The following is a 24,566-nucleotide window of genomic DNA, read 5'->3' as shown; positions in this document are numbered from 1 at the left end:
TAACCTCGGAGGAGCGAGGGCCGGTCCTCGCGGATCGTCACCGAAACGGGATCATCGGCCCGGGGCCGGGAGGAGAACTGGGATGACCGTCACGACGCGGATCGAGGCCGGGTTCCTCGGGGAGGTGACGCTCGCGGCGGGCGCGGACGGCCTCGTCGCCGTCCGACTGGAGGGGGAAAAGCTCGGGCGAGGTCCGGGTTCTGCTCCCGATGAGGTTCCGGGGGCCTCATCGGCGCTCGACGCGGCGGCCGAGTGGTTCGCGTCCTATGCGGCGGGTGGGCGCCCCGATCCGGGGGCCGTCCCCCTGGCCCCGGTCGGCACGGTTTTCCAGTCGACGGTGTGGGAGGTCGTGCGCTCGATCGGCTACGGCGAGGTCGTCTCTTACGGCCGCGTCGCCCGTGAGGTGGCCGCGCGCGTGGGCCGGCCGGCGATGTCGGCACGGGCGGTGGGGGCCGCGATCGGGCGGAACCCCCTGCCGGTGATCGTCCCCTGCCATCGGGTCGTCGCCGCCGATGGGGCCTTGACCGGCTATTCGGGGGGTCTTGATCGCAAGGCGTCCCTTCTGGCCTTCGAGGGGGCGGTCCTCGCCGAGGATTCTCGCGGGCGTGTGCGGGTGGAGGCCGCCGAATCCGACCGGTAGTGTGCACCGTCATGCTGTTCGACGCGATTTCATGCCTTTTCACGGCGGAAAAGACGTCGAGACGCATCCTCGTGCACAGATCGTCCAGCAGACATCGGTCCGTGCCTCGGCGGGCTCCCCTTCCCCCCGGGTGCCGTGCCTATGCTGCCCACGCCCCGTCCGCACGATCCGAGGAGACCCGATGATCAGCAGCGCCGACCTGTCCTGCGACTACCTCGAGGGCGCCCACCCGAAGATCATCGAGCGCCTGGCCGCGACGAACCTCGACCAGGATCCGGGTTACGGGGAGGACGCCCACTGCGAGCGGGCGCGCGGCCTCATCCGCGCGGCCTGCGACCAGTCGGGCGCCGACGTGCACTTCTTCGTCGGAGGCACCCAGGCCAATGCGGCGGTCATCGGCTGCGCCGTCCCCGCCTGGCAGTGCGTTCTCGCGGCGCGCACGGGTCACATCTGCGACCACGAGGCCGGGGCGATCGAGGCCGGCGGGCACAAGGTCGTCGCCCTGCCCGGCGTCGACGGGAAGATCACGGCGTCCCAGGTCCGCGACGCGGCTCGCGCGTGGGCTGACGATCCCCACCGGGCGCACATCCTCCAGCCGGGTATGGTCTACCTGTCGCAGCCCACGGAGTACGGGACGCTCTACGGATCTGCCGAATTGGAGGGGATCGCGGAGGCGTGCCGGGCCCACGGGATGCTCCTCTTCGTCGACGGCGCGCGATTGGCGTACGGGTTGGCGGCGGAGTCGAATGACGTGTCCCTGGCTGATGTGGCGCGCCTGGCGGACGTGTTCACCATCGGCGGGACGAAGTGTGGGGCTCTGTTCGGGGAAGCGGTGGTCGTGCGCGAGGCGGGGGCGATCCCCCGCTTCTTCACCCAGATCAAGCAGCGGGGGGCGCTACTGGCCAAGGGGCGCCTGCTCGGTCTCCAGTTCGAGGTCCTCTTCGAGGATGGCCTGTACGGGCGGATCGGCGAGCGGGCGGTCCGGGAGGCTCAGCGCCTGCGGGGGATGCTCGCCGGGGCTGGGTATCCTCCGTTCGTCGATTCTCCGACGAATCAGGTGTTCGTGGCCGCCGACGAGTCCCTCCTGCTGGCGTTGGACGGCCGAGTGGGATTCGGCGTGTGGGAGCGCCTGGAGGATTCGCGCACGGTGATCCGTCTGGCGACGAGTTGGGCGACGCCTCCCGGGGCGGTCGACGCTGTCGGCGAGGTCCTCGCGGGCCTGTGACGGAGCGGTCCGTCGCGACGGAGCATCTGCTCGCACCAGCGTTCCCGGAAGCGCTTAGGCATTCGGCGCTCTTGACGCCGGTGGGGACGCGCGATAGCGTATTCATTACGCAATCGTTTGCACAAAGGTGTGCGAGAGAGGGAAAGGCGACGATGCAGCAGCGTAAAGTCCTCCTGGACTGCGATCCCGGCCACGACGACGCGATCGCGATGATCCTCGCGTGGGGCGATCCGCGCATCGACCTGGTCGGCGTCACCACCGTCGGCGGCAACCAGACCCTCGACAAGGTCACCCGCAACGCCCTCGCCGTCGCGACAGTCGTCGGGATGCACGACGTTCCCATCGCCGCCGGCTGCCCCCGCCCCCTCGTGCGCCCCACCCGGATCGCGCCCGAATGCCACGGCGAATCCGGCCTCGACGGCGTCGACCTGCCCGAGCCCGTCGTCCGCCTCGACCCGCGCCACGGCGTCGACCTCATCATCGACACCGTGATGGCCCATGAGCCCGACACGATCACCCTCGTCCCGACCGGGCCGCTGACGAACATCGCGATGGCCGCGCGCAAGGAGCCCCGGATCGTCGAACGCGTCCGCGAAGTCGTCCTCATGGGCGGCGGCTGCCACGTCGGCAACCTGTCGGCCGCCGCCGAGTACAACATCGCCGTCGACCCCGAGGCCGCGCACATCGTCTTCTCCGAGGATTGGCCCCTCGTCATGGTCGGACTCGACCTGACCCACCAGGCCCTGGCCACCGACGACGTCGTCTCCCGGATCGCCGCGGTCCCCGGCCCGGTGTCCGACTTCGTCCTCGGGCTCCTCGCCTTCTTCCGGGAATCTCACCGAATCGCTCAGGGCTTCGACGTGCCCCCCGTCCACGACCCCTGCACCCTCGCCTACCTCATCGACCCGACGATCGTCGAGACGGTCCCCGTCCCCCTGAGCGTCGAGCTGACGGGGACCCACACCCTGGGCATGACCGTCGCCGACTTCCGCTCCCCCGCCCCGCCCGACTGCCGGACCAGGGCCGCCACCAGGCTCGACCACCACCGGTTCTGGGGCCTCGTCGTCGACGCCATCGACCGCATCCAGAAGGAGGGGCGATGACGACGCAGAACACCCCCGGAATCCACTCAGGCCCCGCGCGCCCGGCGCGCGAGGGGGATCGTCGCGACGCCCCGGCCGCCGACCCCGCCGACCGGCACCGCCCCCTCGACCTGCTCGATCGGATCGGCGACGGCTCGGTCGTCGTCGTCGGCTCCCTCAACGCCGACTTGACCGTGCGCACCGCGCGATTCCCCGACCCGGGCGAGACCGTGTCCGGCGAGGACCTCCAGGTCCTGCCCGGCGGCAAGTCCGCGAATCAGGCGGTCCAGGCCGCGCGCCTGGGGGCCGATGTCACGATGATCGGCACGGTCGGGGACGACGCCAACGGCGATCTCCTCGTCGAGTCCCTGCGCGCCGCCGGCGCGCGCACCGAACTCGTCGGCCGGGCCCCCGTGGCGACCGGCACGGCCGTCATCACCGTCGACGACGAGGGCGAGAACACGATCATCGTGTCCCCGGGCGCGAATGCGCGGACCGGGCTCGGCCTCGTCGAGCGGCACGCCGAGAGGATCGCGTCGGCGTCGGCGCTGGGATTGTGCCTGGAGATCGACCTGGACGCGGTGGCCCGCGCGGCCGCGATCGCCCACGAGGCGGGGACGATCGTCGTCCTCAACAACTCGCCGTTCCGCGCGGACCTGCCGGCCGACCTCCTCGGCATCGTCGACGTCCTCGTCGTCAACGAGCACGAGCTCGAGGGGATGCTCGTCCACCACGGGCTCGCCGATGCCGGGAGCGTCGATCCGGGCGCCTGCGAGCAGGAGTGGGCCGGATGCGCCCGGTCCCTGGCGGGACTGGGCATCGAGCGGGCGGTGGTCACGTTGGGGGCGCGCGGATCCGTGGTCCTCGACCGGGGGCGCGTCGCCCCGATCGATCCGGCGCCGGCCGAGGTCGTCGACACCACGGGCGCGGGCGATTCTTTCCTCGGGACCCTTCTGGCCTCCCTGGCCGCCGGCGGATCGCTCGTCGAGGCGGCGACGCTCGCCTCGGCGGTGTCGGCCCATTCGACGCGGGCTCTCGGCGCGCAGGCCTCCTACGGCGATCGCGCCGCCTTGCGGGCCCTGTGGCCGCCTCATTCCTGAAACGCCCGCCGCTTCGAGATTCGAGCGCCGGTCCCCGGCGCGGCACCCGCATCGGAGCCGAGCCCGCCGGGCGACGACGCCTACCGGCCGGGGCCCGACCCGCTCACGACCGCGTCCCGGAGGACTCGCTCGCCGCTGCCCGCGAGATGCGGGAGCTCCGCCTCTCGTCGAGGCGCTACACGCGGATGCCCCCGGCCGCCGCGCCATGGGCCGGCCGGGGGCGCGCATCGTGCTCGCTGCGCGGATCGCGGGCGTCGGTCGGGACGGGGCCTCTTCGAGTCCCGCCCCGACCGGGCGCGGTCCACGGGGTCAGCACCCCGCGGTCGTCTCGGATGGCACGGCGCGAGAGGACGCCTGGTGGAGCAGGTCGGCGAGTCGCACGAGGTCGGCGTGTTCGGCGGCACGGCGAATGCGAGACAGGTATCGACCCCACTGCCGACATCCGATCCGTTGTCGCGCGAGCAGGCTGTCGCCGCCGTCGAGCAGGCGGGACGCCCAGGCCAGGAGCGGGTGAATCGCGTCGCCCGGCAGGTCCAAGATATGGCGGAGTTCCCCGATGACGCGCTCTGCCTCCACGGTATCGCCGTCGCGGAGGGCCTCGAACAACGCGATGCGGCGGGGCTCGTCGCCGCTGCTCAGGGCGCCTTCGAAGTGGAGGCGGTCGAGACGGGCGAGCAGGCGCGCTCCCAGCCCGGCTGGGGTAGCCGCAGCCTCGTCTCGGACCGCGAGGATACGGTGGATGTTGCCGGGCAGGAAAGGTCCGTGGTTGCCGGTGCGCTTGTCCATGAACCGCAGGATCTGCGCTCCGCCGATGCCGATCCCGTCCACGCCGGTGACCACGGCGTCGGGGAGACTGTCGAATCGGAACCCCGCCGAGAAGTAGGTCAATAGACCGACCTCGTGGGCGCGATGGACCAGGGTGAGCGCGAGGGGCGCGCCGAGCTGGTCGGTGATGCAGCGGCTCGGGTAGGTGTCCGCCGTACCGTCCCAGGTGACCTTGTCGAGTCCGGCCCGGGCGGCGATCTCGATGCCGAGGAGTCCGATCTCCTCCGGGGTGGTAGCGCTGATGGGCTCCCCGTGGGCGCGAATCGTTTCGTCCCGGTCGTCGAGGATGGGCGTGTTGATGTTGAACGCCCCGGCCAGGATCTGGGCGTGCCGGTCGCGTCGTACCTCGTGCGCGAGGGCCGACAGCAGCCGGATCGCCTGGGCGGCGGTGAGCCGTTCGACGGAGAGCTTCACTTCGGCGAGTCCGTCGGACAGCAGGGAGGACGCGGCGGCGGCGAAGGTACGGGTGGTCTTGATGAGCGAGTCTTCGACTGCACCATCGAGCAAGGGCCTGCCTATGTAACTGGATGTCGGCGCGGCCCTGCCGGCATGGAGGCGGACGCGGGCGACGACGCGAGGCGAGGGGATTCGGTAGGGCTCGAGTTCCTCCCGGCTGCGGCTGATGCCGCGTTCGAGGTGCTCGACGTGGACGATGACGCCGTGAAGGTAGCCGGGGTACCGGGTGGTGCCGGCCAGGTGGCCCTCCCCGGGATCGGTGATGGAGGCGTACGTCTGCACGTCTCGGAAGCCAGAGGCTCCCCAGATCGGGTAGGGGCCGGGGATGCGCACCCCCTGGTCGAGCAGCCAGTAGGCGGCCCGAACGGCGATGCGTTCGTCAACGGTGAGGTTGTCCTCGTGATCGCGACGGTGGGCGATCAGCTCGGAGACGGCGGCGAGGAAATCCTGCTCCGGTCGCGCGAAGCGCTCGTGCTCGATCCGGACGTGCACGTCGAGGCCGTCGTCGGTGAAGATCGAATGGGCCCGGGGAGCGGAGGCGGTGGGCTCGAACCCGTCTCCGAAGGCTTCGAGCGCGGTCCGGTATCCGGCTCCGACCGCTTCGAGGCCGCGGTCCGCGGACTGCGCCAGTTCCAGCGCATGCGCGAAGCTGTCGGCGAGCGGCGTCCGGTCCGGGAAGCGTTCAGCGAATCTGTCGATGTCGCCGCGGACGCGGTCCGCGGTCTCGCGCAGGGTCTCTTGCGTCGGTAGCCGGTAGGAGTCGAGCTTGGTGAAGGTCTCGTCGGTGAACCGGTCCCGGGTGAGGACCGCGTCGGCGCGGGCGAGGAGGTCGCTGAGGTGCTCGACGATCAGATGCGCGACGGCGCCTGAGGGCATCTGCATGCTGGTGGGCTGGAGGCCAGCCCGGGGTACGAGGGTAGCCATGTCAAGGTGTTCCTTCATTCTGGTGCGATGAGCATTGGATCATGGGCGGGTGGGGCGCCCCCTCGGGAATCGCGTCCGAGGGGCCGCGGCGCCCGCGCGTCAGGAGATGGCGGCCAGGTTCGCGGCGGCGGCCTCGTGGTCCTGCTCCGGGGAGCCGGCGCCGGTCGCGCCGGTGATCGGGATGCCGCCGACGACGAAGGCGTGCGCGGCGTCACGGGTGCCGAGGCCGAACAAAGCCTGGTCGGAAGTGGCCGCGCCCTGGAGGCCCTTGATGGGCTGGGCGAAGTGCACGGCTGCGATCGTCTTGACGTCCCTGGTGCCGATCGACGCGAGGGCGGCCCCGACGCCGCGAACCTGGGCGATGAGGCTCCCCCCGCCGTCGCGGACGGCGATGGCAAAGGGAATCCCGAGTCGGTCGTCCTTGGCGAAGCCTGCGTCGAGCGCGGCATGCGCCGCGCTCCGGGCCAGGACGACAGGAGAGATGACGGGTATGGCCATGGATGCACTCCTTAAGTCACGCGATTGGTCCCGCGCGGGTTGCCGCGGGATGCCTCGAAGCTAAAGAACAGACGATGGTTACCCGCAAGACCCACTACTATCTAACAGTGAGTAATGGAGGACCTCGGGATGGGAAAGGCCGATACTGTGACACTGAATGACGGCCGGGGAGCGCCGCGGCGGTCGATGAGAACACGGGGCGATGCGTATTCCGCCAACTGCCCGTGCCGGGACCTGCTGGAAGTGGTGGCGAACAAGTGGGCGGCGCTGGCGATCGGTGCGCTCGCCGCTGAGGGCACGCTGCGATTCGGGGAGCTGCAGCGGCGACTGGAGGGAGTGTCGCCGAAGGTGTTGACGGCCACGTTGCGCCGGTTGGAGGATTTCGGTCTCGTGCGCCGCGAGGTGCTCCCAGCCGTGCCGTTGCATGTGGAGTACTCCCTCACAGAGGTCGGCTCCAGCGCCGTTGGGCCGGTGTTCGGCATGCGCGAGTGGGCCGAGTCGCATTACGCGCACGCTCTCGCTCATGCGGAGCGGCCCGCCGACCACTAACCGGCTCCGACCCGAATCCGTCTCTCGCTCGCACTGACCGATCGCTTCCTATCTGATAGTAGCCTCCCTTGTGGGTAACCACTCTCCTCCGGTTATGGTCGGTTCACGCCGGCGCCCGGTCGGCGCCATTCCCCGTGAGAAGGAGATTCGATCATGACCACCGATGATCGGGCCGTCGCCGCCGCGACTCCCACTGAAACCATCCCCGCCGTCGTATCACGTGCCGGTGGCCGGCTCGATGGCCCGGACAGTCTCGTGGACGCGACCATCGCTGCCCCCGGAGCGCCGACCGGGCACGATCTCGTGGTCGAGGTGCAGGCCGTGTCCGTCAACCCGGTCGACGTGAAGGTCCGCGCCTCCGGGAATAGCGGCGGGGAGGAGCGCGTGCTCGGTTGGGATGCCTCCGGCACCGTGCTCGCCGTCGGCGAGGATGTCACGCTGTTCCGTCCCGGTGACGAGGTGTTCTACGCCGGGTCGCTCGAGCGACCCGGCTCCTACGCCGCGCAGCAGCTCGTCGATGAGCGCATCGTCGGCCCCAAGCCGTCCACGCTCACCCACGCCGAGGCCGCCGCTCTGCCGTTGACCTCGATCACGGCCTGGGAGGCATTGTTCGATAAGCTCGGCCTCACCGTCGACTCGACCGGCAGCCTGCTGGTGCTCGGCGCCGCGGGCGGCGTCGGGTCGATCCTCATCCAGCTCGCCAAGGCCCTCACCGGCGTGCGAGTGATCGCCACCGCCTCCCGCCCCGAATCCCGCGCATGGGTCGAGGCCCTCGGCGCGGACGCAGTCGTCGACCACGGCGCCGATGACCTCGATCAGCAGATCCTCGCTGCCTCACCGGGCGGGGTCGACTACGTGTTCACGTCGCAGAGCAAGGGACGCATCCCGCTGTTCACGGAAGTCGTGCGCCCCTTCGGGGAGATCGTCGCGATCGACGACGAGCGCGACCTGGACCTCCTGGCGCTCAAGAGCAAGGCCATCTCCTGGCATTGGGAGCTCATGTTCACCCGTCCGCGGTACGGCTACGACCTCGAGGCCCAGCACCGGGCGCTCACGCGAATCGCCGAACTCGTCGACGCCGGGCGCATCCGCACCACGCTGACGCAGGCGCTCGCACCGCTCGACGCCGCACGGCTCCGTGAGGCCCACCGGATCGTGGAGACGGGGCACGCCGTCGGGAAGATCGTCGTCAGCCGCGCGTGATCGATGGACCGTCGGCCTTCGCTGTCCACGATTGCGCGAGTTCGGACCGGGGATCCGGGGCGCATCCGGCGGCGATGTCCGGCGCCCCTCCTCGCAGGAGACGGATGGTCTGGCCGACTGATCCCCCCGATCGTCGTCCCCGAGCCGATCGCCACAGGGACGGGCGGGGCGCCGGGGCGGAAGTTGTCGACGTCGAGCGCGGGGCATTGCGTGGAGGCGTCCGCGACAGCGGAGGCGAGCGCCCGACAGCCGACGGGCACTGCCAGCGCGATGCGCTCTGCGGGCTCTCGGCGCGCAGGCCTCCTACGGCGACCGCGCCGCCTTGCGGGCCCTGTGGTCGCGCCCGGCCTGAGGCGTGAGCGGATCCTCCTCCCGGCTTCTCCGCCGCCCCGAGGGCCCGCGCTCCCCTGGGGCTCCGGCCGGTCGCGGGGCGGCGGCGCTGGCGTTGTCGCGGGGCTTACAGCTGCCGGGAGCGGAACAGGCGGATACTGGCCGCCATCGACGCCCCGTAGAGGATCAGGCAGGCGATGAGCCCGACGGCGACGATCGCCCCCGCGCCGACCGCGGACACCCATTGCAGCAGCTCCTCCCCCGCCCTCCTGAGAACCGACTCGTCCGCGAGCCAGCTCCCCACGAGGGCGAGGACGACGAGGACGAGGGGCAGGAGGCGGATCCCGCGGGTCAACCCGAATCGGGCGATGAGCGGCAGGCACAGGGCGCATGCGGTCATGGCGATCCCCAGGCCGAGCGCGACGGACAGGAGCAGGGTCGTGGAATCGACGGGGCGGATCCGTCCGATCGGGCCGAGCCCTCTCGTCAGGGCGTTGAGCCCGAGGCCGAGGAGGAATGCTAGGAGGCTCGCCCCGAGGGCCTGGACGAGGACGCTCGCGTAGCGCCCGACGGTCATGGCCCGGCGCGAGACCGGCAGTGCCGCGCGGAAGGCGAGCCATCCGTTGATGTCGTCGTAGGCCGAGGCGTTGAAGAGGAATCCCAGGGCGATCATGCCGATCAGCATCGGCGCCATCGCGGCGGGCCCCGCCCCCCAGGCGACGCAGAGGGCGGCGACGGCGCCGAGGAGGCCCTGCTGGACGTGGAGCCTCCACGTGGAGGCGAGGTCGGTGGCGAAGACGGTTCTCATTGTCCCTCCCCTGTCAGGCTCAGGTGCATGTAGTCCTCGATGGAGACGCGGTCGCAGGGGATCTGCGGGAGGGCCCGGGCGATGGCGCGGCGGTCGGGGACGAGGACGTCGACGCTGTAGCCGCGGCGGATGACGCGCGCCCGACCGGGGGCGATGAGGCCGCAGGAGAGGAGCTGGTCGGCCTGCTCGGTCGTGCATCGGGCGATGCCGGCGGTGTCGCAGATCTCGTCGGTCGTCAGGTGGAATGCGGTCGAGCCGTGGTCGAGGCAGACGATGCGGTCGGCGGCGCGTTCGAGGTCGGTGGTGATGTGGGTGGACATGAGGATGCCGTGGCCTTCGGCGGCGACGAATCCGCGCAGGAGGTCGAGGATCTCGGCGCGGGCGAGGGGGTCGAGGCCGGCGGTGGCCTCGTCGAGGATGAGGAGGCGGGGGCGGTGGGCGAGGGCGAAGGCGAGTTGGAGTTTCATGCCCATGCCTCGGGAGAGCTCTTTCACCCGTTTTCCGGGGTTGAGGGAGAAGTCGTCGAGGAGTCGGGCGAAGGCCTTGCGGTCCCAGTGCGCGAAGGCGGTCCTTCCGATGGCGGCCAGGTCCGCGAGGCGCATCTCGGCGGGGAAGGGCGCGGTGTCGAAGACGACGCCGATGTCTTTCTTCGACTCGACGAGCGCGGCTTCGTCGTCGCTGGTGCGGAGCCCGAGGAGTTCGACGCTTCCGCCGTCGGGTCGGATCAGCCCGAGGATCGCTTTGATGGCGGTGGTCTTCCCGGCCCCGTTGGAGCCGATGAGGCCGGTGATGCCGGAGTCGTCGACGGCGAGGTCGAGGGGGCCCAGGGTGAAGTCTCCGTAGGTTTTGGTCAGGGCGTTGACGGCGAGTATTGGCGGCATGGGGGTTCCTGTCGGTCGGGGGCGCGTTCACGGACGGGTGTCGGCGAGGGCGTCGAGCATGGTGTGGAGGTCGTCGAGGCTCAGGCCGGCGGTTCGCGCGGAGTCGATGGCGTCGGTCAGGGATTCTTCGACGCGTCGGAGGCGTTGTTCGCGCAGGAGGTGGCGGTTCCCGCCGGCGACGTAGCTGCCTTTGCCGTGGATCGTCGTGATGTAGCCGAGGCGTTCGAGGTCGGAGTAGGCGCGTTTGGTGGTGATGACGCTGACGCGCAGGTCGTTGGCGAGGGCGCGGATGGAGGGGAGGGGGTGGCCGTCGTCGAGGTCGCCGTCGAGGATCGCGCGGGCGATCTGGGTGGAGATCTGCTCGTAGATGGGTTGGTCGCTGGAGTTCGACAGGACGATCTGCATCGGTCCTCCTTCCCGGCGGGTCTCGGGGCTCACCGTGGGGCGAGCACTCAAACTGTATATATAAGAATATATACAGTATGCACACTTGGGCAGGATTCAGCAAACCCCGTGATGCCAGGGGCTCCGATCCGAACCGGGGAGCCTCTGTCGGCCGCCGAAAAGAGGGGCCCCGCGCTTTCGAGGACGACGACTCGAAAGCGCGGGGCGCGCGCCCGTCAGGCGCGGGTCATTGGGGCCGCCCGATCCATGTCGCGTAGCCGCCGTCGAGGTTGACGGCTCGCCGTCCCGTCTGGGCGAGCAGGCGGCAGGCGATGTGGCCGCGGATGCCGACGGCGCAGTAGACGACGAGGTCGGCGTCGGGCAGGTCGTCGAGGCGCGCGCGCAGGTCGTCGAGGGGGATGTTGACGGCGCCGTCGATGGCTCCCGCGGCGTATTCCGCGGGGGTGCGCACGTCGACGAGGCGCGCGCCGCCGGCGACGAGGTCGGGGACTTCGTGCCACTGGACGGAGCGGGTGAGGCCGTCGGCGAGGTTCTGGTCGACGTAGCCGAGCATGTTGATCGGATCCTTGGCGACGCCGTAGGCGGGCGCGTAGGCGAGTTCGAGGTCGGCGAGGCGCCGGGCGGGAATCGCGCCGGCGATGGCGGTGGCGATGACGTCGATGCGCTTGTCGACGCCGTCCTCGCCGACGCCCTGGGCGCCGAGGATCTCGTCGGTATCGGGGTCGACGAGGAGTTTGAGGGACATCTGCGCGGCGCGCGGGTAGTAGGTCGCATGGGCGAAGGGGTGGGTGTGGATCGCCCGGTAGGGGCGGTCGGCGGCTTTCAAGCGTTTCTCGTTCCAGCCGGTGGTGGCGGCTTGAAGCCCGAAGACTCCGACGATCGCGGTTCCCAGGACGGGGCGGTCGCGACCGGGGAGTCCCGCGAGGACGTCGGCGAGGCCGCGGCCCTGTCGGTTCGCCGTGTTGGCGAGGGGGACGAGGGCGGGGGCGGCGGTCAGGGCGTCGGTCTTCTCCGCGGCGTCGCCGATGGCGTGGATGTGCTCGACGGAGGTGCGCATGCGCTCGTCGACGGCGATGCCGCCGTGCGGGCCGAGGGCGAGTCCCGCGGTTCGGGCGAGCGCGGTGTCGGGGCGGACGCCGATGGCGAGGAGGACGAGGTCGGCGGGCAGGCGGGTGGCGTCGTCGAGGGCGATGTCGTCGGGGCCGATGGAGGCGAGGGCTCGGCCCAGGCGCAGGTCGATGCCGTTGTCGCGCAGCCGCCGGTGGACGATATCCGCCATTTCGGGGTCGAGGGGGGCCATGACTTGGGGGGGCCGCTTCGACGAGGGCGACGTCGAGGCCGCGGCGGGCGAGGTTCTCTGCGGCTTCGAGGCCGATGAATCCTCCGCCGATGACGGCGGCGGTCGCGACGCGCCCCCGGGCCGAGGCGTCGACGAGCGCGCGGTCGACGGCGGCGGCCAGGGCATCGGTGTCGGCGATGTCGCGCAGGGTGAGGGCGCGGTCGACGCCGGGCAGGGATGGGGTGATCGGACGGGCTCCGGGCGAGAGGATGAGGTCGTCGTAGGGGAGGTCGCGCTCGTCTCCCGTGGCGAGGTCGCGGACGGTGACGGCGCGGGCGTCCGGGTCGATGGCGAGGGCCTCGGTGCGGGTCAAGACGCGGATGCGGAAGCGCGCGCAGGGAGCTGGGGGTTTGGAGGAGGAGGTCGGAGCGCTCCTCGATGACTCCGCCGACGTAGTAGGGCAGGCCGCAGTTGGCGAAGGAGACGTGCTCACCGCGTTCGATGACGGTGATGTCGGCGTTCTCGTCGAGGCGGCGCAGGCGGGTGGCGGCGGACATGCCGCCGGCGACGCCGCCGATGATGAGGTAGCGATGTGGTGTCTGGTTCATGGGCTTGATCATAAGATACCCCCTGGGGTATTTTCCATAGCGAGGAGATCGCATCCGCTGACCGCCTCTCCCCTACAGAACGATGGAGGACACATATGTGCCGACCGGTGAGGTGCAAGAAGTGCGGCAAGACGACGTGGGCGGGCTGCGGCCAGCACATCGATTCCGTCAAGGCCCAGGTTCCCGCGGCCCAGTGGTGCCCCGGCCACGACAAGGACCCGGTCTCCGCCGACTCCGCGGCGACGACCGGATCGTCCTTCTTCTCCCGCCTCTTCGGCAAGTGAGGGCCCTCGGACGATGCATCTGACCTCGGATCAGAGCGCCCCGGTCCTCAACCGGCTCAAGCGGGCGCGCGGCCAGTTCGACGCGGTGATCCGCATGGTCGAGGAGGGCCGCGACTGCCGGGAGGTCGTCACGCAACTATCGGCGTGCTCGAAGGCGGTCGACCGCGCCGGATTCGCCTTGATCTCGACCGCGCTGCGCACCTGCGCGGTCGAGGACGAGGAGCACCGCGAGGAGAATATCGCCGCCTTGGAGAAGCTCTTCCTCACCCTGTCATGACATGCGCGGCGCCCCGCGTCGACGGGGCGCCCGATGCCGGCGCCCCCGGCCCCCCGTGCTCGGACGGCCCGGCGAGCCCCCTCCCCCGCTCATCACGAGTCCGCCCGGTCTTCCTGGCGTATTCCCGGAGGCGTGCGGGCGCTCTGACAGGAGAAGCCGTCACGCCGATGGGGCAGGCGGCATCCGACTCGCTCCCGCGCCGCTCCCCAGACGATCGCGCGCAGCGCCCCGCGGACGCCGAACGAACCCCATCGGCGGCTGCGCCGCATAGAGTAGGGGGCCATGATCCAGGCAGTGCTCTTCGACCTCGACGGGACTCTCATCGACTCCGAGCTCGTCTACTACGAGGCGTACCGGACCGTCCTCGCCTCCCACGGCCACGACTTCCCCCTCGCCGAGTACCTGCGCGCCTATTCGGGACGGCCGATCCGCACGATCATCGCCGATTTCATCGAGGTGTACGGCCTGACGCTGACGGTCGACGAGGGGACCGCGCTGGTCGAGGAGGCCGAGCTCGCGGCCCGAGCCGCCGGAGTCCCCCTCAAACCCGGGGCCATCGAACTCCTCGACCACCTGCGCTCCCACGGGTATCGGACGGCGATCGCCACCTCGTCGAGAAAGGACCGCGCCCTCGACATCCTCGAATCGCACGGGATCGCGCGCGATTTCGACGCCGGCGTTTTCTCCGACGACATCCGCCGCGGCAAACCCGACCCGGAGGTCTTCCTCCTCGCCGCCTCCCGCCTGGGCGCCCCTCCCGAGGAGTGCCTCGTCCTGGAGGATTCGACGATGGGCATCGAGGCCGCCCGCGCCGGGGGATTCCCCGTCGTGTGCCTCCCGGACAAAACCACTCCCGATGAGGCCCACCGGGCGATGACGGCAGCGGTCCTCGGCTCCCTCGACGAGGTCATCGGCCTTCTCGACGCCGACCGGGCCTCGGCTCGCACCGGGGACCGCGAGCAGCCCCTCCCCTGAGGCGACCGTCGAGGAGAAGAAAAGAAGTATCCATGGGGATACTCTTTCTTCAGGGAAGTCCCCGTAAGGACGGAGGCACGCGTGCGATGGTAGGCGTCTTCAAGCGCGGTGCCGAGACCGGTGGCAACGAGGCGACCGCCTTCGATGTAGCCGGCATGGACATAGTATGCCGTGCGTGCGAGTGGTGTCGCACAAGGGGCGACGGCCGCTGCGTCCAGAACGACGACACGGGTGCCGTCTGCGACGAGTGGGACGAATGCGACATTCTGGTTCCCGCTAGCCCGTTCCACCACGGCTCTCCCACGGGGCAGCTGCCGTGCGTTCTTCACCGCGCCTATACCCCCGGAATCCCGTCCAGGTGCAAGAAGACGGCGATGTTCCTGCGCTCCGGAGCGAGCGGCGTCTACGACGCGAACCGCTCCATCTGCAAAGGTTTCGTGCAGGGATATTTCGGATACGAGGACATGGGCGCATACACGGCGACGACTTCCCGAGCAAAGGGCGCTGTTCAAGTTCGGAGCCTCCTTTGGTGAGCGCGAAGATACTGCGAGCGATTCCCGTCGCCGCGATATGCGCCCTGCCCCTTGTTTTAGGAGGATGCGCGGCGCTGAGTAGCTCACCATCGAATAGCGCCACCGCGTCTTCGGAAGCTTCGAGCGAATCGGCCCACAACATCCAAAGATCCTCCGCTGCACACGCAAGCGGAAATGGAAACGAAATCGCGCAAGCACCTTCATCCCAGGCAAGCCAAAACGAAAGCGAGGCATCCATGGAGACCCCACTCATGTATATCACCGCCAACGGGAACCGATTCGAGGTAAAGCTGGAGAACAACAGCTCTGCGGTCGCGCTGGCAAAGGCGTTGAAGTCCGGCCCCATTACCATCGAAGCCAGCGATTACGGCAACTTCGAGAAAGTCGGCGACCTCGGGATGACACTGCCCACGAACGACAGGCAGATAACGACGGCGCCGGGAGATGTGATCCTCTACCAGGGCGACAAGATCGCCGTCTACTACGACACTAACAGCTGGGGCTTCACCAAGCTCGGGCACATCGACGACTCGGAGAACATCAAGGAGAAGCTCGGCTCCGGAAGCGTCGAGCTGACGCTAAGCCTGATCTAGGGCAGAAGTCCCCCGAAGTCCGCAATCCGCCTGCGCGTATTCATCCTGATAATGACACGACGTCCGGCATCGCGGTCGTCCTGAAGAAGACTAGGAACACGAGCAATGGGCATGCTTGAGAAGCTCGAATACATGAATTCCGGAGAAGCCTCCCCTGAGGAGGTTGACCAGATCGTCGCCGACATGCGGGCCAGGACTCAGGAGTCGATGAGGATAACAGCCGAGCTAAACAGCGCCTACCATATGCCGGAAGAGGTTCGCGGCCTCTTTTCGGAGCTAACAGGCGAGGAAATCGATGAGTCCTTCGCGTTGTTCCCTCCTTTCACGACCGACTACGGGCGCAATATTCACGTGGGGAAGAACGTTTTCATCAACTCGGGCTGTCGCTTCCAAGACCAGGGGGGTATCTACATCGGCAACGATGCGTTCATCGGGCACAACGTTGTTCTTGCCACCCTCAACCACGAGGTGGCGCCCGCAAGGAGAGCCAGACTCGTACCGGCTCCCATCCATATCGGCAACAGGGTTTGGATCGGGGCGAACGTCACCGTGCTGCCCGGTGTCACTATCGGGGACAACTCTGTGCTCGCTGCCGGAGCGGTAGTCACGAAGGACGTGCCAAACGACGTGATAGTGGGTGGCGTGCCGGCAAAGATCATCCGCCGTCTTACCGAGGCGGAGCTATCCGCTACGAACGATGATCGGGCATGATTCACTCCCCGTTCAATTGTCGACGCACCGTCTTCGAGACGAAAAAGTTTGAATTTCGCGTGCCATCTAGACAATTGGGGATATTTCGCACACGAAAGCCCTGGTTCACTCCCACTCGATGGTCGCCGGCGGCTTGCTCGTCACGTCGAGGACGACCCGGTTGACCTCGGGCACCGAGTTCGTGATCCGCGTCGAGATCCTCGCGAGCACGTCGTAGGGCAGTCGCGTCCAGTCGGCCGTCATCGCGTCCTCGCTGGACACGGGGCGCAGGACGATCGGATGCCCGTAGGTGCGCCCATCCCCCTGCACGCCCACGGAGCGCACATCGGCGAGGAGAACCACCGGGCACTGCCAGATCTGCTCGTCGAGGCCGGCGGCGGTCAGTTCCTCGCGGACGATGAGGTCGGCGGCGCGCAGGACGTCGAGGCGCTCGCGAGTGACCTCCCCGATGATGCGGATCCCCAGGCCCGGACCGGGGAAGGGCTGGCGGTTGACGAGGTAGTCGGGCAGGCCGAGCTCTCGGCCGACGGCGCGGACCTCGTCCTTGAACAGGGCGCGCAGCGGCTCGACGAGCTCGAAGGACATGTCCTCGGGCAGGCCGCCGACGTTGTGATGGCTCTTGATGTTCGCGGCCCCCTCGCCGCCGCCGGATTCGACGACGTCGGGGTACAGGGTCCCCTGGACGAGGTACTTGACCTGCCCGCCCCGGGCCCCGACCGCCTCGACGACCTGCTTCTGGGCGGCCTCGAAGGATCGGATGAACTCGCGGCCGATGATCTTGCGCTTCGCCTCGGGCTCGGTGACGCCCGCGAGCGCGGCGAGGAACCTCTCCGACTCGTCGACCGTGATGACCCTGATGCCCATTCCGCGCGCGTAGTCGCCCTCGACCTGCTGCCTCTCGCCGGCGCGCAGGAGGCCGTGGTCGATGAAGAAGCAGGTGAGCTGGTCGCCGACGGCCCTGTGGACGAGGGCGGCGGCCACCGACGAGTCGACGCCGCCCGACAGGGCGCAGATGACCTGCGCGTCGCCGACCTGCTCGCGGATGCGGGCGACCTGCTCGGAGACGATCGATCCGGGGTTCCACGTCGGTTCGAGACCGGCGCCGGAGTAGAGGAAGTTCTTCAGGGCGTCCTGGCCGAACGACGAGTGGGCGACCTCGGGGTGCCACTGGAGGCCGTAGAGGCGGCGCTCCCTGTCCTCGAAGGCGGCGACGGGGGTCTGGTCGGTCGACGCGGTGACGGTGAAGCCGTCGGGGGCGGCCTGGACGGCGTCGCCGTGGCTCATCCACACGACCTGGTCGAGGGGGGTGCCGGAGAACAGGCAGGAGTCGGCGTGAACGGCCGCCTCGGTGTGCCCGTATTCGCGGGTCCCGGTGCGGCCCACGGAGCCGCCGAGCGCGTTGGCCATGGCCTGGAACCCGTAGCAGATTCCCAGGACGGGCACGCCCGCGTCGAAGACCGCAGGGTCGATCGACGGCGCGCCCTCCTCGTAGACGGACGAGGGGCCGCCGGACAGGATGATGGCGGCGGGGTCCTTGGCGAGCATGTCGGCGACGCTCATCGTGTGGGGGACGATCTCGGAGTACACGCAGGCCTCGCGCACGCGACGGGCGATGAGCTGGGCGTATTGGGCGCCGAAGTCGACGACGAGGACGGGGCGGGGGTCAGTCGTGTTCACGCCCCCCATGCTACCCGGCGCTCCCCCGGGCATCGCCGTCGTCCTCGCGCGAAGACGCGATCCTGCCGCCGCCGCGCCCCCGAGTCCGATCCCTCGTCCTGTCCTCGCGCGAAGGCGGAGCTATCCGCGCCGTGGTGGGCCGTGGTCGTCCGATCGCCGCCGCCCCGTGCTGTGAAACGCTCTTGTATGATCGTCGCGGGGGTCGCCGAAGACGGTGTCTCCGCTGACTCCGCAGAGTCGTGATCTTGCCGCCGGCGCCCCTTGTTCTTTCACGCATCACACGATTGGAAATACTCCCAATGACTCCACCCCCCCCCCGCTGAATAGCGCCCCCCACGCGCAACCGACTCCCCCGCCCCCTCCTCTTGGCGAGCCTCCCGCCGATAAGCCGAAGAACATCCTGGGCCTCGTCGCCCTGTGCCTGTCGGCGGCCGGAGCAGTGCTCTCGTGCATTCCCGGCATCGTGGTCCTCGGTTGGATCCTCCTGCCGGTCTCGTTCGTCCTCGGCATCGTCGCCGCCCTGCAGAAGAACAGGCCCCACGGCACCGGGATCGCCGCGATCGTCGTGTCGATCATCGGGACATTCGTTGCGATCATCGCTTTCGTCTTCATCGTCGGACACGCCGTCGATCAGGCCCTGCACACCGATGTCTCGGTCGACTCCTCGACCAGCGGCGCCCCGGCTCAGGGGTCGGAGGCCGAGGCCTCCTCTCCTGCCGACGATGAAGCCCCTGCCGGGTCCCAGGCCGGGGCGACCCGCGACAACCCGGTCGCCCTGGGAACGATGCTGTCGAGCAAGGACTGGCAGGTCACGATCAACTCGGTCGACCTCGACGCGGCGGCCCTCCTCACCGAGGAGAACATGTTCAACGAGCCCCCCGCCGACGGCGAGACCTACATCCTCATCAACATGACCGCCACGTACATCGGCGACGAAGCCGGTGGCGCCACGCCGTGGGCCTCCGTCGATTACGTATCGCCCGAGGGCAAGTCCTACGACACGACGACCAAGTTCCTCATCGCCCCGGAGTCCTTCGACCGGATGAGCACCCTGTACAACGGGGCCTCGACAACCGGCAATATCGCCATTGCCGTGCCGAGCGCGAATGTTGAGGCGGGGGTCCTGGCCGTCCAGGCGGACATCCTCTCGGATAAGGTGTTCGTCGCCGTCCAGTGACCGCTTCTTCCGTTAGAGGCTCTGCGCCGTGGTGGGCCCGGGGGCGACCCCGGGCCCACGCTCGGGTCGCCGCGATACGGCCCGGCCCGACGCACGGCGAGTGAGGGTCCGCGCCCGGTGGTCACGCCCCTCGGTTCCACGCCTCCCACAGGCGCGCGTATTCGCCGTCGGCGGCGACGAGCTCGTCGTGCGCCCCGAGTTCGACGATCCGCCCGTCGACCATGACCGCGATCCGGTCGGCGGCCCGAGCCGTGTCGAGCCGATGGGCGATGGCGACGACCGTGCGCCCGGACAGGACTCGCGCCATCGAGGCCTCGACGGTTCTCGCCGACGCCGGATCGAGGAGCGAGGTCGCCTCGTCGAGGACGAGGGTCCCCGGGTTCATCAGCGCGATCCTCGCGAGCGCCACCTGCTGGGCGCGCGCGGGGGTCAGCTGCTCTCCCCCAGCGCCCACCCGCATCCCGAGCCCTCCGGCCTCGCGCGCCCACGAGTCCGCGCCGACGGCTGCGAGCGCCTCCCACACCTCGTCGTCGGTCGCGTCGGAGCGGACCATCCGCACGTTGTCGGCGAGCGTGCCGACGAAGACGTGGTGCTCCTGGGTGACGAGGACGACGCGTCGGCGCAGGTCGTCCTCGGGCAGGTCGACGAGGTCGACGCCGCCGGAGGTCACGCGCCCGGAGACGGGCGGGTGGATGCCGGCGATCATCCGGCCGAGCGTGGACTTTCCGGCGCCGGAGGGGCCGACGACGGCGAGGGTCTCCCCGTCGCGCAGGTCGAGGTCGACGCCGTGCAGGACGGGGCGTCCGTCCCGGTACGCGTAGGAGACGCCCTCGACTCGGATCGGGCCGTCGGCGCAGGCGCCGGGCAGGGGACGCCGGTCGGGGTCGACGAGGTCGACGCCGAAGATCCGCTGGAGGGAGGTCCAGGCGAATTGGAGCTCGTCGATCCAGAAGGTCGCCTCCCACAGGGGAATGCGGATCTGGTAGCAGTACATGACGGCGGTCGTCACGGTCCCGGCGGTCAGCGCGCCGGCCCCGACTCCCGCGGCGCCCAGGACGATGAGGGCGGTGACGGGGCCGAGGGTGGCCAGGACCATGCCGATGAAGAGGAAGACCCTCATCCACGCCCCGTAGCGCTCGACGCGCCACATCTGCGCGAGCATCGAGTCGAAGGCCCGGTGGCGGGCGGGTCCCAGGCGCAGGGCGTCGACGCTGGGGGCGTGCCCGATGGTTTCGGACAGGTGGCCGCTGAATCGGGCGACGACGGCGGACGAGGCCCGGTAGGCGGGGATCGTGCGCGGCAGGTACCAGCGGGCGACGAGGACGACGAGGCCGATCTCGACGAGGAGCACCCAGGCGAGGGAGGGGGCGGCGGCGAATGAGGCGATGAGGGTGACGACGACAGTGGTCGTCAGGACGAGGATGGAGGACAGGCCCTGGCGGATCATCACCTGGACGCGCTCGATGTCGTTGGTGGTGCGCCCGATGAGATCGCCGCTGCCGGCGGTTTCGACGGTGGACAGGGGCAGGTGGACGACGGCGTCGACGAGCCCGTCGCGCAGGGCGGCGAAGATCGTTTCGCCGAGGACGCGCGAGCGGGCGACCGCCGCCCAGGAGAGCGCGAAATTGATGACGACGAGGCCGACGGCGATGGCGAGGCGGGTGGCGACCCAGTCGCGGCCGCGTCCGATCCCGATGCCGTCGACGATGTCCCCGACGATCCACGGCAGGGCGACGGAGGAGGCGGCGGCGCCGAGCTGGAGGGCGAGGACGAGGCCGATGGGGGCGGCGTGGGCGCGCAGGAGGCCGAGGAGGCGCCCGCCGGTGGTGCGGGCGTCGGCGATGGGCAGGCGTCGGGCGCTCATCGGCGGCCCCCTCTGCGGTCGAGGATCGCTCGGGCGGCGCGGGCGGCGGGGTCGTCGGACGAGGGGTCGGCGGCGCTGCTCGGGTCGGTGCTGCCCAGGCTGCGCCCCACTTCGTCGAGGACGACGAGGCGGTCGGCGGCCCTGGCCAGGAGCGGGGAGTCGGTGACGACGACGGTGGTGCGTCCGCGTCGGGCGCCGGGCAGGCGCCTGGCGATGAGGGCCTCGGTGTGGGAATCGAGGGCGGAGGTCGGGTCGACGAGGAGGAGGATCGCGGGGTCGTGGGCGTAGGCGCGAGCGAGGGCGACGCGTTGGCGCTGTCCGCCCGACAGGTTGCGTCCCGCTTCGTCGAGGAGCCCGTCGAGCCCTCCGTCGAGGGAGTCGAGGGCGTCGGTGGCGGCGGCCGCGTCGAGGGCGGCGAGGAGGGGCGCGTCGTCGGCGGGGGCGTCGTGGAGGAGGAGGTCGCGGGTGCGGGCGTCGCCGGAGGCGGCCGTGTCGATGACGTCTCGGAGGATCGTGTCGGTGGTCCCGGGGTCGCGTGGCCGGGGGGCGCCGCGGCCGAGGAGGCAGTCGCGCAGAGTCCCGGCGAAGAGCTGGGGGGTTTCCTCGTTGAGGAGGATGGCGCGGCGGACCTCGTCGACGGGCAGGTCGCTGAGCGCCCGGGTGGGGGCGCCGTCGACGAGGGCGGGGCGGAGGGAGTCGTCGACGCGGGCGAGGCGACGGCACAGGTCGAGGCCGAGTCCGGCTGAGGGGGCGAGGACGACGGTGAGGATCCCGGGGTCGATGCGGGCTGCGCTGACGGGGTCGACGAGGGCGGCGCGCGCCCAGTCGACGCGGGGCTCCGTTTCGCGGGCGCCGGCGCCGTCCGCCGGGGGCGCGGTGTCGGCGGGCGCAGACGGTTCGTCGCCGGGGTCGGCGACGATCGGCGCCACGGCGAGGAGGTCGGCGGCTCGTCTGGCGGCGATCCAGGCGCGCGTCATGTGTTCGACGGCGTCGCCGACGATCCACACGGGGTGGCGCAGGAAGGTCGTGTACCCGTAGAAGGCGAGGAGGTCGCCGACGCTCATCGCCCCATCGGCGACGAGGACGGCGCCTTGGGCGACGACGAGGACCGACAGGAGCATGGGGGCTGCGGAGCGGATCGCGGCGAGGAGGGCGGCGGTGGGGGCGATGCGAGCGCCGGCGTCGCGCACGCGCTGGGATTGGGCGCGGTAGACCTGCGAGTACACGTCTTCGCCGCCGATGCCGCGCAGGATCCTCAGTCCTTGGACGGCGTCGGTGGAGATGGTCGTGAGTGCGGATTGTTCGGCGCGGAATCGGGATTGGCGGGCTTCGAGGGGTTTGGCGATGCCGATGAGGAGGAGGAAGAGGAGCGGCATCCCGATGAGGACGACGAGGCCGAGGGAGGTGGAGGTGCGCAGCATGAGGACGGCGACGAGCACGGTGGAGGCCGCCGAGGCGACGAGTTCGGGGATGAGCGCGGTAGCGCGTCCCAGTGCGATGGCGTCCCCGGTGACTGCGGTGATCATCTCACCGGGGGTGGTTTCTCTCGCGAGTGCGCGGACCCGGTCGGCGGTGCGCTCGCTCAGGGCGCGAGTAGCGCCGACGGATGATCCCATCCACGTGGTGATCTCGGTCATCTGGGTGAGGGCGTCGCCGACGGCGACGAGGCCGATGACGAGGAGGAGGACGGCGACGGCGGCGCCGAGGCGCGACCCGAGACCGTGGGCGAGGCCGGCGTCGAGGGCGCGGCCCATCGCCCAGGGGATGAGGGCGGAGGAGACCGTCCCGATGGTGGTCGCGAGGACGCCGAGGGTGAGGGCGGTCGCGCGTCGGGCGAGGAGGGCCGCGAGGAAGGGCCCGGGGCGGGTGGGCAGGTGCCAGACGGGGCCGGACAGGGTGCGCCACGGGGCGGGCCAGCGCCCGGGGAGGGGTCCGAGCGGCGGCAGGCGGATGCCGGCGCGGGCGGCGATCTCCTCGTAATCCGGTTTCATCGCTCCTCGTTCCATTTCGGGGCGGCGGCCCGATGGCGCCGTCAACTCTATCGGCTCGGCGGTCGATCGCGGTCGCCGGTGTCCACGTCGCGGGAGCCGAGGGGGCACCGGGATCGGGTCTGTCGCGCGGTGTGGTCGACGGGCTCAAAGAGAGGAGAAACCGCTATGCCCGTTAGGCTCGATGATTCTCGTGCGCGATTCTCGCGATTCTTTTAGACGCGAGCGGGCGGATCTCCGACGCCGGCAGAGGCCGCTCTGGATGTGGCCGGGCTCGACGATCGACCCTATTGGCATCGGTCCCGATAACTCCCGCAAGCCCTTCCTGGCATGCGCATCCGGACTTTCGCGGACCTGAACGATTCGCGTCCTCGCACCTCTACCGCATTTCTGATGGAGTTGACGATGGTCGTACGATCTCGTTTCACTCGGTCGGCGGGCCATTGCTGTTACCCATGAGGGACGTGCCCGTGCACTTCCGCGGCGAAGCCTTCGAGTCCTTCTCGCTCCAGTTTGTCCAGGAGATCCTTCAGGGTGAGCCTTGGCCCTTTCCGCCCGCTTCGTGTCGAGATCGTTCTCAGCGAGTCGAGAACCAGCAGCGAGTTGAGATCCAGCAGATCGCAGAGGAAGTCGTCAGGATGTTGGGCGAAGAGGCCGCACGGCAATACCTCGTCGGGAAAATCTTTGAGATTGAAGGTGACGATGACGTCTGCGCGTCCAGCGACCGCAGCGGCCACGACGTGACGGTCGTTGGGATCGGGGCCCGTGAGAAGCTGCTGTTCAAGAGCCTCCCAGCCGCTGACTCGCGCATCTGGAAGGGCTGTATTCATCTGTCGCAACAGCCGTTTGACGTAAGCGGTGGATTCTTGAGGATCTTCCCCTCGCGCCTCGTGTATGCGACTGATCGCCCTGGCCGTTTCTCTTTCGATCCGTTCACTCCATAGCGGCCGATAGACAGGTGTTGTCCCGGTCTCCAAGAGCAGATCCCGAAGGACGCTCGGCACCAGCACGCATGCGTCGAGGAATGCGGAGAAGGTCATATCCCTTCACCCCTCGGCGCGCACCTGTGCGAGAACCTCGCGCATCTGGACTGGATCGATGTCATAGGATTTCATGGCTTGCGCGTCGGCCACCATGTCCGAAAGCGCGTCATCAGCTCGGCGACGTTGGCGTTTTTGATAGTCGAGGACGTCGGAAAGGAAGAGCCTGCGGTGGCGACGGACCTTCTCGTAAGCGATCTCTCCGGCATCGAGCATCCTCACCAGGGTGGACCGTGAGATTCCGAGGAAGTCGGCGGCTTGTTGGGTCGTCATGCGAGTGTTCTGCGGGACGACACTGACGGCCAAGCCCTGCTTCATCGACTCGGCGACCACCGAGAGGATGTCCGCCATCTCTTCAGTCAGTTCGATCCTCTTCTCCCCGAGCATCAGACACCGATCGGAAGAATCCCCTCGATGGGCGGCGACGATCTCTCCGAAGCGTCCTGCCACTTCCACGTCGGGCATGTACGTATTCTCACGAACCGCCATCGAACTCCCCACCTCCCTGCGCGCAGTTTGCGCGTTTTGCGCGATTTGAAACTAGCATAGCCGGGCCGTGGGTGCCGGGTGTCGTGCGAGCGCATGGTCGGGCAACGATCGCGCGCCCCCTGTCGAGGAGGGGCGCTCCTCGACA

25 protein-coding genes and 1 pseudogene are annotated in these 24,566 nt (G+C 69.6%); 14 read left to right on the top strand and 12 right to left on the bottom strand.

What is annotated here, in order from left to right; all coding sequences use genetic code 11:
• The first annotated feature begins 82 nt into the window (after positions 1-82).
• The 4 genes from M3T53_RS08480 (at position 83) to M3T53_RS08465 (ending at position 4,047) form a co-directional block, all read left to right on the top strand.
• Positions 83-640: a methylated-DNA--[protein]-cysteine S-methyltransferase gene (locus M3T53_RS08480; protein ID WP_272434089.1), complete on the top strand. Its 558-nt coding sequence runs from the start codon at positions 83-85 to the stop codon at positions 638-640.
• A gap of 181 nt (positions 641-821) precedes the next feature.
• Positions 822-1,865, top strand: a complete 1,044-nt coding sequence (locus tag M3T53_RS08475) for a threonine aldolase family protein (protein ID WP_272434088.1) — start codon at positions 822-824, stop codon at positions 1,863-1,865.
• Positions 1,866-2,017: 152 nt separating this feature from the next.
• Positions 2,018-2,968, top strand: a complete 951-nt coding sequence (uriH, locus tag M3T53_RS08470; protein ID WP_272434086.1) for a uridine-preferring nucleoside hydrolase UriH — start codon at positions 2,018-2,020, stop codon at positions 2,966-2,968.
• A complete protein-coding gene (locus tag M3T53_RS08465; RefSeq protein ID WP_272434085.1) occupies positions 2,965-4,047 on the top strand; it encodes a ribokinase in 1,083 nt (360 codons plus the stop codon). The genes uriH and M3T53_RS08465 overlap by 4 nt, the downstream gene beginning before the upstream one ends.
• A gap of 309 nt (positions 4,048-4,356) precedes the next feature.
• On the opposite strand, the gene M3T53_RS08460 is transcribed toward M3T53_RS08465, so the two are convergent.
• Together M3T53_RS08460 and M3T53_RS08455 are read right to left on the bottom strand one after the other, a co-directional pair.
• A complete protein-coding gene (locus M3T53_RS08460; protein ID WP_272434083.1) occupies positions 4,357-6,252 on the bottom strand; it encodes a hypothetical protein in 1,896 nt (631 codons plus the stop codon).
• 99 nt (positions 6,253-6,351) lie between these two features.
• Entirely contained in the window at positions 6,352-6,750 is a 399-nt protein-coding gene (locus tag M3T53_RS08455; protein ID WP_272434082.1) for a heme-binding protein, read from the bottom strand.
• 129 nt (positions 6,751-6,879) lie between these two features.
• Between M3T53_RS08455 and M3T53_RS08450 the strand changes: the two genes are divergently transcribed.
• Together M3T53_RS08450 and M3T53_RS08445 are read left to right on the top strand one after the other, a co-directional pair.
• Positions 6,880-7,299 carry a winged helix-turn-helix transcriptional regulator gene (locus M3T53_RS08450; RefSeq protein ID WP_272434081.1) on the top strand — a complete coding sequence of 140 codons (420 nt, stop codon included), beginning with the start codon at positions 6,880-6,882 and terminating at the stop codon, positions 7,297-7,299.
• A 153-nt stretch (positions 7,300-7,452) separates the two neighbouring features.
• The gene (locus M3T53_RS08445; RefSeq protein WP_272434080.1) at positions 7,453-8,502 is read left to right on the top strand and encodes a zinc-binding alcohol dehydrogenase family protein; all 1,050 of its coding nucleotides are present in this window, start codon (positions 7,453-7,455) and stop codon (positions 8,500-8,502) included.
• Between the two features lie 457 nt (positions 8,503-8,959).
• On the opposite strand, the gene M3T53_RS08440 is transcribed toward M3T53_RS08445, so the two are convergent.
• The 5 genes and pseudogenes from M3T53_RS08440 to M3T53_RS08420 all read right to left on the bottom strand — a co-directional run.
• On the bottom strand, positions 8,960-9,640 hold the full coding sequence (locus M3T53_RS08440) for an ABC-2 transporter permease (protein ID WP_272434079.1): 681 nt from the start codon (positions 9,638-9,640) through the stop codon (positions 8,960-8,962).
• Positions 9,637-10,521: an ABC transporter ATP-binding protein gene (locus tag M3T53_RS08435; RefSeq protein ID WP_272434078.1), complete on the bottom strand. Its 885-nt coding sequence runs from the start codon at positions 10,519-10,521 to the stop codon at positions 9,637-9,639. The genes M3T53_RS08440 and M3T53_RS08435 overlap by 4 nt, the downstream gene beginning before the upstream one ends.
• 27 nt (positions 10,522-10,548) lie before the next feature.
• Positions 10,549-10,926 (bottom strand): GntR family transcriptional regulator, encoded by a 378-nt coding sequence (locus tag M3T53_RS08430; protein WP_272434077.1) that lies wholly within the window; start codon positions 10,924-10,926, stop codon positions 10,549-10,551.
• A gap of 226 nt (positions 10,927-11,152) precedes the next feature.
• Positions 11,153-12,226 carry an FAD-dependent oxidoreductase gene (locus M3T53_RS08425; RefSeq protein WP_272434076.1) on the bottom strand — a complete coding sequence of 358 codons (1,074 nt, stop codon included), beginning with the start codon at positions 12,224-12,226 and terminating at the stop codon, positions 11,153-11,155.
• A gap of 49 nt (positions 12,227-12,275) precedes the next feature.
• Positions 12,276-12,698: pseudogene (locus M3T53_RS08420) on the bottom strand (NAD(P)/FAD-dependent oxidoreductase); the annotation flags it as partial.
• Between M3T53_RS08420 and M3T53_RS08415 the strand changes: the two are divergent.
• The 7 genes from M3T53_RS08415 (at position 12,691) to M3T53_RS08390 (ending at position 16,186) form a co-directional block, all read left to right on the top strand.
• The gene (locus tag M3T53_RS08415; protein ID WP_272434075.1) at positions 12,691-12,924 is read left to right on the top strand and encodes a hypothetical protein; all 234 of its coding nucleotides are present in this window, start codon (positions 12,691-12,693) and stop codon (positions 12,922-12,924) included. The pseudogene M3T53_RS08420 and the gene M3T53_RS08415 sit on opposite strands and share 8 nt — an antisense overlap.
• A complete protein-coding gene (locus M3T53_RS08410) occupies positions 12,921-13,097 on the top strand; it encodes a hypothetical protein (protein WP_442866944.1) in 177 nt (58 codons plus the stop codon). Before M3T53_RS08415 ends, M3T53_RS08410 begins: the two co-directional genes overlap by 4 nt.
• A 13-nt stretch (positions 13,098-13,110) precedes the next feature.
• Positions 13,111-13,374 carry a metal-sensitive transcriptional regulator gene (locus M3T53_RS08405; protein WP_272434073.1) on the top strand — a complete coding sequence of 88 codons (264 nt, stop codon included), beginning with the start codon at positions 13,111-13,113 and terminating at the stop codon, positions 13,372-13,374.
• 282 nt (positions 13,375-13,656) lie between these two features.
• Positions 13,657-14,349, top strand: coding sequence for an HAD family hydrolase (locus M3T53_RS08400; protein WP_272434072.1), 693 nt, complete (start codon positions 13,657-13,659; stop codon positions 14,347-14,349).
• Between the two features lie 32 nt (positions 14,350-14,381).
• Positions 14,382-14,882 carry a flavodoxin family protein gene (locus M3T53_RS09885; protein WP_442866943.1) on the top strand — a complete coding sequence of 167 codons (501 nt, stop codon included), beginning with the start codon at positions 14,382-14,384 and terminating at the stop codon, positions 14,880-14,882.
• A gap of 236 nt (positions 14,883-15,118) precedes the next feature.
• On the top strand, positions 15,119-15,475 hold the full coding sequence (locus tag M3T53_RS08395) for a cyclophilin-like fold protein (RefSeq protein ID WP_272434071.1): 357 nt from the start codon (positions 15,119-15,121) through the stop codon (positions 15,473-15,475).
• A gap of 111 nt (positions 15,476-15,586) precedes the next feature.
• On the top strand, positions 15,587-16,186 hold the full coding sequence (locus tag M3T53_RS08390) for a sugar O-acetyltransferase (protein ID WP_272434070.1): 600 nt from the start codon (positions 15,587-15,589) through the stop codon (positions 16,184-16,186).
• Between the two features lie 105 nt (positions 16,187-16,291).
• Here the strand turns inward: M3T53_RS08390 and guaA are convergent, their stop codons facing one another.
• Entirely contained in the window at positions 16,292-17,872 is a 1,581-nt protein-coding gene (guaA, locus tag M3T53_RS08385; protein ID WP_272434069.1) for a glutamine-hydrolyzing GMP synthase, read from the bottom strand.
• Between the two features lie 430 nt (positions 17,873-18,302).
• Here guaA and M3T53_RS08380 point away from each other — a divergent pair, with 430 nt between their 5' ends.
• Positions 18,303-19,040: a hypothetical protein gene (locus M3T53_RS08380; protein WP_272434068.1), complete on the top strand. Its 738-nt coding sequence runs from the start codon at positions 18,303-18,305 to the stop codon at positions 19,038-19,040.
• A gap of 121 nt (positions 19,041-19,161) precedes the next feature.
• Here M3T53_RS08380 and M3T53_RS08375 read toward each other — a convergent pair whose 3' ends face one another.
• From M3T53_RS08375 to M3T53_RS08360, 4 genes are all read right to left on the bottom strand, one after another.
• On the bottom strand, positions 19,162-20,904 hold the full coding sequence (locus M3T53_RS08375) for an ABC transporter ATP-binding protein (RefSeq protein ID WP_272434066.1): 1,743 nt from the start codon (positions 20,902-20,904) through the stop codon (positions 19,162-19,164).
• Positions 20,901-22,895: an ABC transporter transmembrane domain-containing protein gene (locus tag M3T53_RS08370; RefSeq protein WP_272434065.1), complete on the bottom strand. Its 1,995-nt coding sequence runs from the start codon at positions 22,893-22,895 to the stop codon at positions 20,901-20,903. The genes M3T53_RS08375 and M3T53_RS08370 overlap by 4 nt, the downstream gene beginning before the upstream one ends.
• Positions 22,896-23,341: 446 nt before the next feature.
• Positions 23,342-23,932 carry a PIN domain-containing protein gene (locus M3T53_RS08365; protein ID WP_272434064.1) on the bottom strand — a complete coding sequence of 197 codons (591 nt, stop codon included), beginning with the start codon at positions 23,930-23,932 and terminating at the stop codon, positions 23,342-23,344.
• 6 nt (positions 23,933-23,938) lie between these two features.
• Entirely contained in the window at positions 23,939-24,397 is a 459-nt protein-coding gene (locus M3T53_RS08360; RefSeq protein ID WP_272434063.1) for a helix-turn-helix domain-containing protein, read from the bottom strand.
• Positions 24,398-24,566: the final 169 nt, after the last annotated feature.

Origin of the sequence: Actinomyces sp. B33 (genome assembly GCF_028437565.1) — a bacterium.
Classification (GTDB): Bacteria; Actinomycetota; Actinomycetes; order Actinomycetales; family Actinomycetaceae; genus Pauljensenia.
This window is presented reverse-complemented; position numbering and strand designations above follow the sequence as displayed.

What these genes read in the sequence shown, in the direction of transcription:
- M3T53_RS08480 (WP_272434089.1), top strand. Translation starts at nt 83, where the DNA reads ATGACCGTCACGACGCGGATCGAGGCCGGGTTCCTCGGGGAGGTGACG.
- M3T53_RS08475 (WP_272434088.1), top strand. Translation starts at nt 822, where the DNA reads ATGATCAGCAGCGCCGACCTGTCCTGCGACTACCTCGAGGGCGCCCAC.
- uriH (WP_272434086.1), top strand. Translation starts at nt 2,018, where the DNA reads ATGCAGCAGCGTAAAGTCCTCCTGGACTGCGATCCCGGCCACGACGAC.
- M3T53_RS08465 (WP_272434085.1), top strand. Translation starts at nt 2,965, where the DNA reads ATGACGACGCAGAACACCCCCGGAATCCACTCAGGCCCCGCGCGCCCG.
- M3T53_RS08460 (WP_272434083.1), bottom strand. Translation starts at nt 6,252, where the DNA reads ATGGCTACCCTCGTACCCCGGGCTGGCCTCCAGCCCACCAGCATGCAG.
- M3T53_RS08455 (WP_272434082.1), bottom strand. Translation starts at nt 6,750, where the DNA reads ATGGCCATACCCGTCATCTCTCCTGTCGTCCTGGCCCGGAGCGCGGCG.
- M3T53_RS08450 (WP_272434081.1), top strand. Translation starts at nt 6,880, where the DNA reads ATGGGAAAGGCCGATACTGTGACACTGAATGACGGCCGGGGAGCGCCG.
- M3T53_RS08445 (WP_272434080.1), top strand. Translation starts at nt 7,453, where the DNA reads ATGACCACCGATGATCGGGCCGTCGCCGCCGCGACTCCCACTGAAACC.
- M3T53_RS08440 (WP_272434079.1), bottom strand. Translation starts at nt 9,640, where the DNA reads ATGAGAACCGTCTTCGCCACCGACCTCGCCTCCACGTGGAGGCTCCAC.
- M3T53_RS08435 (WP_272434078.1), bottom strand. Translation starts at nt 10,521, where the DNA reads ATGCCGCCAATACTCGCCGTCAACGCCCTGACCAAAACCTACGGAGAC.
- M3T53_RS08430 (WP_272434077.1), bottom strand. Translation starts at nt 10,926, where the DNA reads ATGCAGATCGTCCTGTCGAACTCCAGCGACCAACCCATCTACGAGCAG.
- M3T53_RS08425 (WP_272434076.1), bottom strand. Translation starts at nt 12,226, where the DNA reads ATGGCCCCCCTCGACCCCGAAATGGCGGATATCGTCCACCGGCGGCTG.
- M3T53_RS08405 (WP_272434073.1), top strand. Translation starts at nt 13,111, where the DNA reads ATGCATCTGACCTCGGATCAGAGCGCCCCGGTCCTCAACCGGCTCAAG.
- M3T53_RS08400 (WP_272434072.1), top strand. Translation starts at nt 13,657, where the DNA reads ATGATCCAGGCAGTGCTCTTCGACCTCGACGGGACTCTCATCGACTCC.
- M3T53_RS09885 (WP_442866943.1), top strand. Translation starts at nt 14,382, where the DNA reads ATGGGGATACTCTTTCTTCAGGGAAGTCCCCGTAAGGACGGAGGCACG.
- M3T53_RS08395 (WP_272434071.1), top strand. Translation starts at nt 15,119, where the DNA reads ATGGAGACCCCACTCATGTATATCACCGCCAACGGGAACCGATTCGAG.
- M3T53_RS08390 (WP_272434070.1), top strand. Translation starts at nt 15,587, where the DNA reads ATGCTTGAGAAGCTCGAATACATGAATTCCGGAGAAGCCTCCCCTGAG.
- guaA (WP_272434069.1), bottom strand. Translation starts at nt 17,872, where the DNA reads ATGGGGGGCGTGAACACGACTGACCCCCGCCCCGTCCTCGTCGTCGAC.
- M3T53_RS08375 (WP_272434066.1), bottom strand. Translation starts at nt 20,904, where the DNA reads ATGAGCGCCCGACGCCTGCCCATCGCCGACGCCCGCACCACCGGCGGG.
- M3T53_RS08370 (WP_272434065.1), bottom strand. Translation starts at nt 22,895, where the DNA reads ATGAAACCGGATTACGAGGAGATCGCCGCCCGCGCCGGCATCCGCCTG.
- M3T53_RS08365 (WP_272434064.1), bottom strand. Translation starts at nt 23,932, where the DNA reads ATGACCTTCTCCGCATTCCTCGACGCATGCGTGCTGGTGCCGAGCGTC.
- M3T53_RS08360 (WP_272434063.1), bottom strand. Translation starts at nt 24,397, where the DNA reads ATGCCCGACGTGGAAGTGGCAGGACGCTTCGGAGAGATCGTCGCCGCC.